Genomic DNA, 9,228 nt, shown 5'->3' with positions numbered 1-9,228 from the left:
GAGGGGGGGAGAAGAACCAGGAGCGTCTCGTACCAGCCCTGGTAGATCACCGACACGTCGCTGGTCACGTCCGGGCCCGGGAACACGAGCACCTTGAAGACGAACAGCAGGAGTACGACCCTGGTCAGACCCCAGGTCCCCAACAGCGCCGCCAGCCGCCGTCCCGCGCCCGCACACTCCACCTGAGCCCCTGTTCCGTGCCGTACCCGCCGGTGTGGGCCACATGTTCTCCCGATCTGCTGTGCGATGGCCATGAAGCGCGGCCGAGCCGGCCTGTGAGTCGTCGTCCGGTACGGCCGGTAGGGTCTGCCGCGTGCGCAAGACCCTGATCGTGACCAATGACTTTCCGCCCCGGCCCGGTGGTATCCAGGCTTTTCTGCACAACATGGCGCTGCGCCTGGACCCCGAGCGGCTCGTCGTTTACGCCTCGACCTGGAAGCGCGGGCGGGAGGGCGCGGAGGCGACGGCCGCCTTCGACGCCGAGCAGCCCTTCACCGTCGTACGGGACACCACGACCATGCTGCTGCCGACACCCGCCGCGACCCGCAGGGCCGTCGGGCTGCTGCGTGAACACGGGTGTACGGCGGTGTGGTTCGGGGCGGCGGCGCCGCTCGGGCTGATGGCGCCGGCGTTGCGGAAGGCGGGCGCGGAACGGCTGGTGGCCACGACCCACGGCCACGAGGCCGGGTGGGCCCAGCTCCCCGCCTCCCGTCAACTCCTGCGCCGCATCGGGGAGTCCACCAACACGATCACCTACCTCGGCGAGTACACGCGCTCGCGCATCGCCGCCGCGCTGAGTCCGGCGGCGGCCGCGCGGATGGTCCAACTCCCGCCCGGCGTGGACGAGAAGGTCTTCCACCCCGGGTCGGGCGGAGCGGAGGTCCGAGAGCGCCTCGGCCTGACGGACCGCCCGGTGGTCGTCTGCGTCTCCCGCCTCGTCCCGCGCAACCCCGCCCGATGAACCTCGCCCTGATGGCCACCGTGCTGCTCTTCGCCCTGTGCCGCCAGTCCCAGGTCCTGATCGAACGCTTCCTCGCCTCGAACCTCCCGGCCGGCGCCATCTCGCATCTGAACTACGCGCAGAAGGTCGCCCAGATGCCGATGATGCTCTCGATGATGCTGTGCACGGTCACCTTCCCGGTGGTCGCGCGGGCGCTCGCCGAGGGCGACACGGAGAAGGCCCGCAACCGCGTGGAGCGCGACCTCGCGCTCGCCGCCTGTCTGGTGCTGCTCGGCGCCGCCACGGTGATCGCCTGCGCCCCTCAGATCATCCAACTCCTCTTCCAGCGGGGCGCGTTCACCGCCCACGACACCGCCGCCACGGCGGGCGTGATGCGCGTGTACGCCCTCGGACTGCTCGGCCAGACCCTGGTCGGCGTCCTGGTCCGCTCCTACTTCTCCGCGGGCCGCCCCACCTGGTACCCGGTCGGCGCGATGGCCGCCGGCATCGTCGTGACCTCCTGGATCGGCGCCTGGACGGTCGGCCCGTGGGGCGTCATCGGCATCGCCGTCGCCAACGCCACCGGCATCACCTTCACCGCCGTACTCCTGCTGTGCGGTTCGGGCCCCCGCAGTGTCCCGCTCCACACCCGGCAGGTCCTGACCGAGCTGAGCCGGCCGGTACGCGCGGCCGTGGTCGCGACGATCGCGGGTGCGTTCGTCGCCCACGCGCTGCCCTCGCCACTGCTCGGCCTCACGGCCGGCTGCACGACCGTCACCGTCGTCTTCGTCCTGCTCGGCTGGGCCCTGGACGCCCAGGGCTTCGCACCCGCACTGGAAACCGTACGCTCCGTCACACGAAGGCTCATCCATGGCCGCTCCCGTTGATTCCCCGACCACCGGCAGTCGCGCCACAGGCCCGGTCCCGTGGGTGGCGATGTACCACTCCGTGGGCGACTGCTCCGACGACCCCTACCGCATCACGGTCACCCCCGACCGCCTTGAGCAGCAGCTGAGTTGGCTGCGCCGGCGCGGTCTGCGGGGCGTGTCCATGGCCGACCTGCTCGCCGCCCGCGCCCGGGGCGAGGGCCACGGCCTGGTCGGTCTCACCTTCGACGACGGCTACGCCGACTTCGTCGCCAACGCCCTTCCCCTGCTGGCCCGTTGGGACTGCGGCGCCACCCTCTTCGTCCTCCCCGGCCGCCTCGGCGGCGACAACGCCTGGGACCCACTGGGCCCACGCAAACCCCTCCTCACCGCGAACGGCATCCGCCAAGCCGCCGCCGAGGGCGTGGAGATCGGCTCCCACGGCCTGACCCACGTCGACCTCACGAAGGCGGACGACGCCACGTTGAAGGCAGAGGTCACCGAAAGCCGCACCAGACTCCAGGAGTTGCTCAACTCCCCCGTCGACGGCTTCTGTTACCCCTACGGCACGATCGACGCCCGCGCCATGGACGCGGTCCGCGAGGCCGGTTACACCTACGCCTGCGCCATCGACCCCGGCGACCTGAACAGCCCGCTCGCCCTCCCCCGCGTCCACATCGGCCAGAACGACACCGCCGTACGCCTCTTCCTCAAGTACCGGCTGCACCGCCTGCGCCGGCGTCCGGTGGAGGGGCTCGCATGAGGGCCCTGCACATCATCACCGGCCTCGGCGTCGGCGGCGCGGAGCAACAACTCCGTCTGCTCATCCGGCACTTGCCGGTCCACTGCGACGTCGTGACGCTCACCAACCCGGGCGCGGTCGCCGCCGGCCTGACCGCCGACGGGGTGCGCGTCCTCCACCTCGGCATGACCGGCAACCGCGACCTCGCCGCCCTCCCCCGCCTGGTCCGGATCATCCGCACCGGCGGCTACGACCTCGTCCACACCCACCTCTACCGCGCCTGCGTCTACGGCCGGCTCGCCGCCCGGATCGCGGGTGTGAAGGCGGTCGTAGCCACCGAACACTCCCTGGGCGACTCGCAGATGGAAGGCCGCCACCTCAGCGCCGGGGTCCGCGCCCTGTACCTCGCCAGCGAACGCCTGGGCCGCTCCACGGTCGCCGTCTCCCCCACGGTCGCCGAGCGCCTGAAGCGCTGGGGCGTGCCGGGCCGGCGCATCGAAGTCGTCCCGAACGGCATCGACCTGGCCCGCTTCCGCTTCGACCCGGCCCAGCGCCTGCGCACCCGCCAGCGGCTCGGCCTGCCCGAGGGCGCGTACGTCGTCGGCGGCATCGGCCGCCTCGCCGCCGGTAAACGCTTCGACGTCCTGATCCGTGCCCTGGCCCAACTCCCCTCCGACTACTGGCTGTTGCTGGTCGGCGGCGGCACCGAGGAGAACCTCCTGCGCCGTACGGCCCACGACTGCGGGGTCGCCGACCGGGTGCTGTTCACCGGCGAACGCCCCTACACACCCGACGGTTCGCCGGGCCCCGACCTGCCCTCCCTCACCGCCGCGATGGACCTGCTCGCCTCGCCGTCCCCCGAGGAGGCCTTCGGCCTGGCGGTCGTGGAGGGGCTGGCGTCCGGGCTGCCCGTGCTCTACGCCTCCTGCCCCGCCATCGAGGACCTCCCCCCGCAGGCCGCGGCCGCCGCCCGGCGCGTGCAGGGCGGCCCCGAGGTCTTCGCCCGCGCGCTGGCGGCGGCCCGCGCGCGGGGCCCGCGTCCGCGCACCGCCCCGGACGCCGCCCACCACTACTGCATCACCCGCAGCGCCGCCCAACTCATGGACGTGTACGCGGCCGCGGTCTCCACCTCGTCGCCGTCCCCCGCACCCCAGGGAGCCAGTTCCTCATGACCGAGATCCGACAGCACCTCCCCCTCAGCCGCGCGAAAGCCCTCCCGGCCTGGTCCCTCCTCGCGGCCGGCGCCGTCGCAGGCGGCCTGCTCGGCGGCGCGTACGGCGTCGTCAAGACCCCGACGTACACGGCCACCAGCTACGTCATCGCCGTCCCGACCGACAAGGCCGACTCGTCGACCGCGCTCGGCTTCGCGCAGGCCTACGGCCGGGTCGCCACCCAGCTCGCGGTGCTCGGGGACGCGCAGGTGTGGGCGGGCGTGCCGGTGAAGACGCTCCAGTCGAGCGTGCAGACGGCGACCTCGCCGGACGCGCCGATGGTCGCCGTCACGGCCACCTCCTCGCGCGCCGACCTCGCCGCCGACATGGCCAACGCCGTGTCCCGCTCGCTGACCGTGCACGCGAACGACGCGAAGGCCTCGACCCACGTCGAACTCCAGACCTTCGCCCGCGCCATCAAGCCGGCCGCGCCCACCTCGGCCTCGGCCGCGGTGACCGGACTGGTCGGCGCGAGCGCGGGCGGTCTCCTCGGCGGCCTGCTGCTGCTCGTCCGGCCGCGCCGGACCCCGGACGAGACCGGCCGCCCCGCCTCCGTGCCCAGCCCGGCCACCGCGGCCGACGTCCTGTGACACCGGTGTACTCGGCCGAACTCGTCACCGACCCCCAAGAGTTCGCCGAACTGGCCCCGGCCTGGGGCCGGTTGTACCAGAAGTGCGGCGCGGCGACCCCGTTCCAGTCCCACGCCTGGCTGCACTCCTGGTGGCTGTCGTACGGCCGAACGGGCCGCCTGCGCCTGCTTGTTGTGCGCGACGGCCGCGAACTCGTCGCCGCCGCACCCCTGATGCTCGTCCGCAGTCCGGTGCCCTCGCTGGTCCCGCTCGGCGGCGCGATCTCCGACTACGGCGACGTCCTGCTGGACGACGACCACGGCGACCCGGCGGTCGCCGCGCTCACCGAGGGCCTCGCGTCCGCCGCCCGCACCGCGCTGATCGACTTCCGCGAGGTGCGCCCCGGCGGCGCGGTCGAGCGCGTCTACGACCGCTGGCGCGGCCCGCGCCGCCGCGTCCACGACTCGCTGTGCCTGGAGCTGCCCGCCGTACCGATGGCCGACCTGGTCGCCCGTCTCCCCTCCTCCAAGGCCCAGCGCGTCCGCGCCAAGCTCCGCAAGCTGACCGCACTCGGCGTCGAGCGTCACGTCGTACAGCCGGACGGGGTGGACTCGGCGCTGCGGCGGCTGCTGGAGTTGCATCAACTCCAGTGGCAGGGACGGAAGGTGACGTCCGAGCATCTCCAGACCCGGTTCTGCGAACACCTGGTGCGCTCGGTCGGGCCGATGGTCCGCTCCGGCGACGCCGTCGTCACCGAGTTCCGGCTCGACGAGGACGTGGTCGCCGTAGACCTGACGCTGTTGTCACGGCGGCTCGCGGGCGGTTATCTCTACGGCGCGCATCCGCGGCTTCGGGAGCGGAAGGCGGATGTGGCGGTGATGCTGCTCGACGCGTGCGCGGAGCACACCGGTGTCGACGGGCCGCGCACGCTGAGCCTGCTGCGCGGGGACGAGCCGTACAAGCATCACTGGCGGCCCGAACCGGTGCTCAACCAGCGGCTGTTGCTGGCCCGGCGGCGCACGGCGCCGTTGATGACGGCGGTCGTCTGCGATGTCGCCGCGCGCCGGCGGGGCAAGGCGATCGTGCGGAAGTGGAGGGAACGCGGTGGCGACGGACCGTGAGCGGCCCGCCGCCACCTCTGGTTCAGCGGTCGCGCTGCCACCAGTCGAACTTCACGCACAGCTTTCCGCCGAGCCAGTACTCCACCCAGTCGCCCAGCTCGACCGGCGAGCAGTTGGCCGGGTGCGCCGGGGTGGGCGGTGTGGTGGGCGTGGTCGGCTTGGGCGGCTCCGGGGTGACCGGGGTCGTGGGTGTGGTGGGTGTCGTGGGTGTGGGTGTGGTCGGGGCCGGGGTCGGGTCCTCGGTGCGGCCGAACAGGACCGAGCGGTAGACCTGGGACGACTTCGGGTTCTGGGAGCACTGCCACACACCGTGCGGGCAGTAGTCGGTCACCGTGTTGTACAGCGGCTTGTGCTCGTCCATCCAGGCGAGCATGCGCTTCATGTACTCCGCGTTGTCGCCGTTACGGAAGAGTCCCCATTCAGGATAGGAAATGGGCTTGCCGTGGGATTTGGCGAAGTCCACGTGTTCCTGGAGTCCGTATGGCTCTTTCACCTGCTCGTCGAACGTCAGCCCGGAAGGCTGGTCGTACGAATCCATTCCGACGATGTCGACCGTGTCGTTCCCCGGATAGCACTGCGTCCAGGGAACGGCGTCCCGGCCGCGGCTCGGAGTGAAGTCGAACCGGAATTTCTGGCCCGGCACCGAGCGCATCGTGGTGACGATCCTGTTCCAGTACTTCTTCCAGGCCTCCGGGTCCGGCCCGCAGCGAGAGGTGTACGTGGTGCCGTTCATCTCCCAGCCGAGCACGATCACCGTGTCCGGCACCTTCAGGTCGACCAGCCGCTCGGCGAGGGCCTTGAAGTGCTGATCGAACTGACCGGCCGCGCCCTGCTGGAGCAGCCGCCGCACCTGGAAGTCGGAGACACCGTCCTCATTGTGCTCCTGCATCGGCACGTTGAGGACGAGCATCCGGTCGGACTTCTCGGTACGCCAGTCCGCCCACACGTCGAGGAGACCGGGGGCGCCCTCGATGTCGCTCCAGTGGTTCCCGGGCAGGTAGGTGTGGCCGACGCGCAGTTCGGCGCCGCCCAGCCAGCTGCTCAGCGCGGCCATCCGGGCCACGCCCCGGGCACCGGAGTCGAGGAAGGCACCGAAGGCGGGGGCGGGCGTCTTCACCGGTTCCACGACGGCCGGAGTCGTGGGTGTGGTGGTCACGGGAGCAGGCGGATCGGTGGCCCGCGTCACCCCCGCCGCGAACCCGGGGCCCGCCGCCAGTGCCGCCGACGCGACGACCGTGGCCGCGATGAAGGCCAGCCGTCCGGTCCGGGACCGTCGTTGCTGTGGGGCCATGTCTGCTCCTCTCTCCACTCTCGCACTCCGTACCGACTTTTCTTTTTCTTCTACTGACACTCAGTCATATGAATATGAATTACGCCACCGCCGTTACGGCTTCCGAGTTTCTCTGTCGCCCACACGGGTGAACCGAACCGAAGGAAACAGTCCGTGTCGCTGCTCGACATCCGTGTCCCCGCAGTTCTGTTGCGGATCGACCGGAATCCCTTTCACCACGGAACGCTGGGGGCCGTGCGTTCGCTGGGCCGGGCGGGAGTGGAGGTGCATGTGGTCGCCGATTCCACCGGAAGTCCCGTTCGCAGCTCCCGCTTCGTCTGCCAGATGCATCCCCCGCCGCCGCCCGGCGCGACCCCCGGCGAGATCGCCGTCGCGCTCCGGCGGGTGGCCGCGCGGATCGCGCGTCCCGCCGTACTGATCCCGATGGACGACGCGAGCGCCGTCGCGGTCGGGCGGATGAGCCACGAACTCGCGCCTTCCTACCTGCTGCCGCAGCAGCCCGGCGCGCTGGCCGAACGGGTCGCGGACAAGGCCGAACTGGCCGCCGTGTGCGCGGGCGCGGACATCCCGCATCCGGTGACGCTGATCCCGGAGAGCGCGGCGCAGGCGGCGAGCGCCGCCTGGCAACTGGGGCTGCCGGTGGTCGCGAAGTGGAGCCGGCCCTGGCTGGTGCCGGCCGGGACCGGGCTGCGCAGCACGGTGGTGGTGCACAGCGCGCAGGAGGCGCGCGAGTTGTTCCTGCGCGCCGAGGAGGCGGGCAGCCAGTTGCTGTTGCAGGCGTTCCTGCCGTCGGGGCACGACCGCGACTGGTTCTTCCACGGGTACGCCGACCGGTCCGGCGCCGTGCGCGGCGGCGGGCCCGGCCGCAAGCAGCGGGCCTGGCCGCGGGGCGCGGGGTTGACGGCGGTGGGCCGCTGGACACCCAACCCGCAGGTGCAGGCGCTGGCCGAACGCCTCACCGCCTCGCTCGGCTACCGCGGCATCTTCGACCTGGACTTCCGCCGCTGCGGCTCGACCGGCCGCTATCACCTGCTCGACTTCAACCCGCGGCCCGGCGCCCAGTTCCGGCTGTTCACCGACTCCGCGGGCCTGGACGTCGTCCGCGCCCTGCACCTGGATCTGACCCACCGTCCGCTGCCGGAAGGCGCGCCGCGACCGGGGCGGTCGTTCGTGGTGGAGAACTACGCGCCGCTCAGCGCGCTGCGCCCGGCGCTCGGCGGACGCGAGCTGGCCTGGCATGCGCCGGACGACCCGGGGCCGGGCCGTGCGATGTGGGGACTGTGGGGCCTGCATGTGCTGCGCAAGGTGCGGGAGCGGCTGGGCGGAACGGCCCCGGTGCGCACGGCGGAGGTCCGGGTGGTGCGACAGGCGGGCGAGAGCCACCCCAACAAGCCGGCTTCACCAGCCGAGTTGAGCAAGTCGACCGAGTTGAGCGATGACGAGAAAGCGAGCAGCTGCTGATGTACGACCTGCTGGTGGTGGGCGCGGGCCCGTACGGCCTGTCCATCGCGTCGCACGCCGCGGCCGCGGGGCTGAACCTGCGCGTCTTCGGCCGGCCGATGGCGTCCTGGCGCGACCACATGCCCCGGGGCATGTTCCTCAAGTCGGAGCCCTGGGCCTCCAACCTGTCGGACCCTGAAGGCCGTTGGCCGCTCGACGTGTACTGCGCGGGCCAGGGTGTGGAGGCCCGGCACGGGGAGCCGATCCCGGTCGAGATGTTCGCCTCGTACGGCCTGTGGTTCGCGCGCAACGCCGTGCCCGAGGTGGACGAGCGGACGGTGGAGCGGATCGCGCCGGTGCCCGGCGGCTTCGAGGCGGTGACCGACGACGGCAGGGTGCTGCACGCCCGCACCGTCGCGCTCGCGGTCGGCGTCATGCCGTTCGTCGAAATCCCGTCCGCGCTAAGGGGGTTGGGCCGTTCCCTCGTCTCGCACAGCAGCCACCACAGCGCGCTGGACGACTTCCGCGGCAAGGACGTCACGGTGATCGGCGGCGGCCAGGCGGCGCTGGAGACGGCGGCGCTGCTCGCCGAACAGGGCACGCGGGTACGGGTGTTGGCGCGGGCCGACGAACTGTCCTGGAACGACGTGCCGCCGGCCTGGGAGCGCCCGTGGTGGCAGTCGGCCCGCTCCCCGCACAGCGGCCTGGGCTGCGGCTGGCGCAACTGGTTCTACTCCGAGCGCCCCGGCCTCTTCCACCGGCTCCCGGAGTCGACCCGGGCCAGGATCGCGGCCACGGCCCTGGGTCCTGCGGGCGCCTGGTGGGTGCGGGACCGGGTCGAACCGGCGGTGGAGGTGCTGCTCGGCCACGAGGTCGCGGCGGCCGACGTGGTGCGGGCGGTGTCGAGTACCTCGCGACGCATCTGCGCGACGCCCGCAAGAACAACCCGTACTCGATCACCGCGGCCGGCGGCGACATGGTCGGCCCCGCTCGGCCAAGTCATCCGGAGCGGCGTGCCGCCCTGGGTAAATTGGCCCTGCTGCTGGCG

7 protein-coding genes and 3 pseudogenes are annotated in these 9,228 nt (G+C 72.2%); 8 read left to right on the top strand and 2 right to left on the bottom strand.

The window, feature by feature from the left end:
- Nucleotides 1-182 (bottom strand): annotated as a pseudogene (locus ACNFOC_RS45260) (hypothetical protein); the annotation flags it as partial.
- Between the two features lie 131 nt (nucleotides 183-313).
- Between ACNFOC_RS45260 and ACNFOC_RS45255 the strand changes: the two are divergent.
- The 6 genes and pseudogenes from ACNFOC_RS45255 to ACNFOC_RS45230 all read left to right on the top strand — a co-directional run.
- Nucleotides 314-946, top strand: a pseudogene (locus ACNFOC_RS45255) (glycosyltransferase); the annotation flags it as partial.
- Nucleotides 947-957: 11 nt separating this feature from the next.
- Nucleotides 958-1,827 (top strand): annotated as a pseudogene (locus tag ACNFOC_RS45250) (lipid II flippase MurJ); the annotation flags it as partial.
- Nucleotides 1,811-2,569: a polysaccharide deacetylase family protein gene (locus ACNFOC_RS45245; protein WP_416964832.1), complete on the top strand. Its 759-nt coding sequence runs from the start codon at nucleotides 1,811-1,813 to the stop codon at nucleotides 2,567-2,569. The pseudogene ACNFOC_RS45250 and the gene ACNFOC_RS45245, both read left to right, overlap by 17 nt.
- Nucleotides 2,566-3,720 carry a glycosyltransferase gene (locus tag ACNFOC_RS45240; RefSeq protein ID WP_416964831.1) on the top strand — a complete coding sequence of 385 codons (1,155 nt, stop codon included), beginning with the start codon at nucleotides 2,566-2,568 and terminating at the stop codon, nucleotides 3,718-3,720. The genes ACNFOC_RS45245 and ACNFOC_RS45240 overlap by 4 nt, the downstream gene beginning before the upstream one ends.
- A complete protein-coding gene (locus ACNFOC_RS45235; protein ID WP_416964830.1) occupies nucleotides 3,717-4,349 on the top strand; it encodes a YveK family protein in 633 nt (210 codons plus the stop codon). The genes ACNFOC_RS45240 and ACNFOC_RS45235 overlap by 4 nt, the downstream gene beginning before the upstream one ends.
- 5 nt (nucleotides 4,350-4,354) lie before the next feature.
- Nucleotides 4,355-5,449 carry a GNAT family N-acetyltransferase gene (locus ACNFOC_RS45230; RefSeq protein WP_416964829.1) on the top strand — a complete coding sequence of 365 codons (1,095 nt, stop codon included), beginning with the start codon at nucleotides 4,355-4,357 and terminating at the stop codon, nucleotides 5,447-5,449.
- Between the two features lie 22 nt (nucleotides 5,450-5,471).
- Here ACNFOC_RS45230 and ACNFOC_RS45225 read toward each other — a convergent pair whose 3' ends face one another.
- On the bottom strand, nucleotides 5,472-6,740 hold the full coding sequence (locus ACNFOC_RS45225) for a glycoside hydrolase family 26 protein (protein ID WP_416964828.1): 1,269 nt from the start codon (nucleotides 6,738-6,740) through the stop codon (nucleotides 5,472-5,474).
- A 153-nt stretch (nucleotides 6,741-6,893) separates the two neighbouring features.
- On the opposite strand from ACNFOC_RS45225, the gene ACNFOC_RS45220 reads away from it, so the two are divergent.
- Both ACNFOC_RS45220 and ACNFOC_RS45215 read left to right on the top strand, forming a co-directional pair.
- Nucleotides 6,894-8,201: a carboxylate--amine ligase gene (locus ACNFOC_RS45220; protein ID WP_416964827.1), complete on the top strand. Its 1,308-nt coding sequence runs from the start codon at nucleotides 6,894-6,896 to the stop codon at nucleotides 8,199-8,201.
- Nucleotides 8,201-9,228, top strand: a 1,028-nt coding sequence (locus ACNFOC_RS45215) for an NAD(P)-binding domain-containing protein (protein ID WP_416964826.1), incomplete at its 3' end; no start/stop codon positions are given. The genes ACNFOC_RS45220 and ACNFOC_RS45215, both read left to right, overlap by 1 nt.

Source organism: Streptomyces colwelliae (assembly GCF_048158785.1).
In the GTDB taxonomy this organism is placed as follows: domain Bacteria; phylum Actinomycetota; class Actinomycetes; order Streptomycetales; family Streptomycetaceae; genus Streptomyces.
The sequence above is the reverse complement of the archived record's forward strand: the minus strand, read 5'-3'. Positions and strand labels throughout refer to the sequence as shown.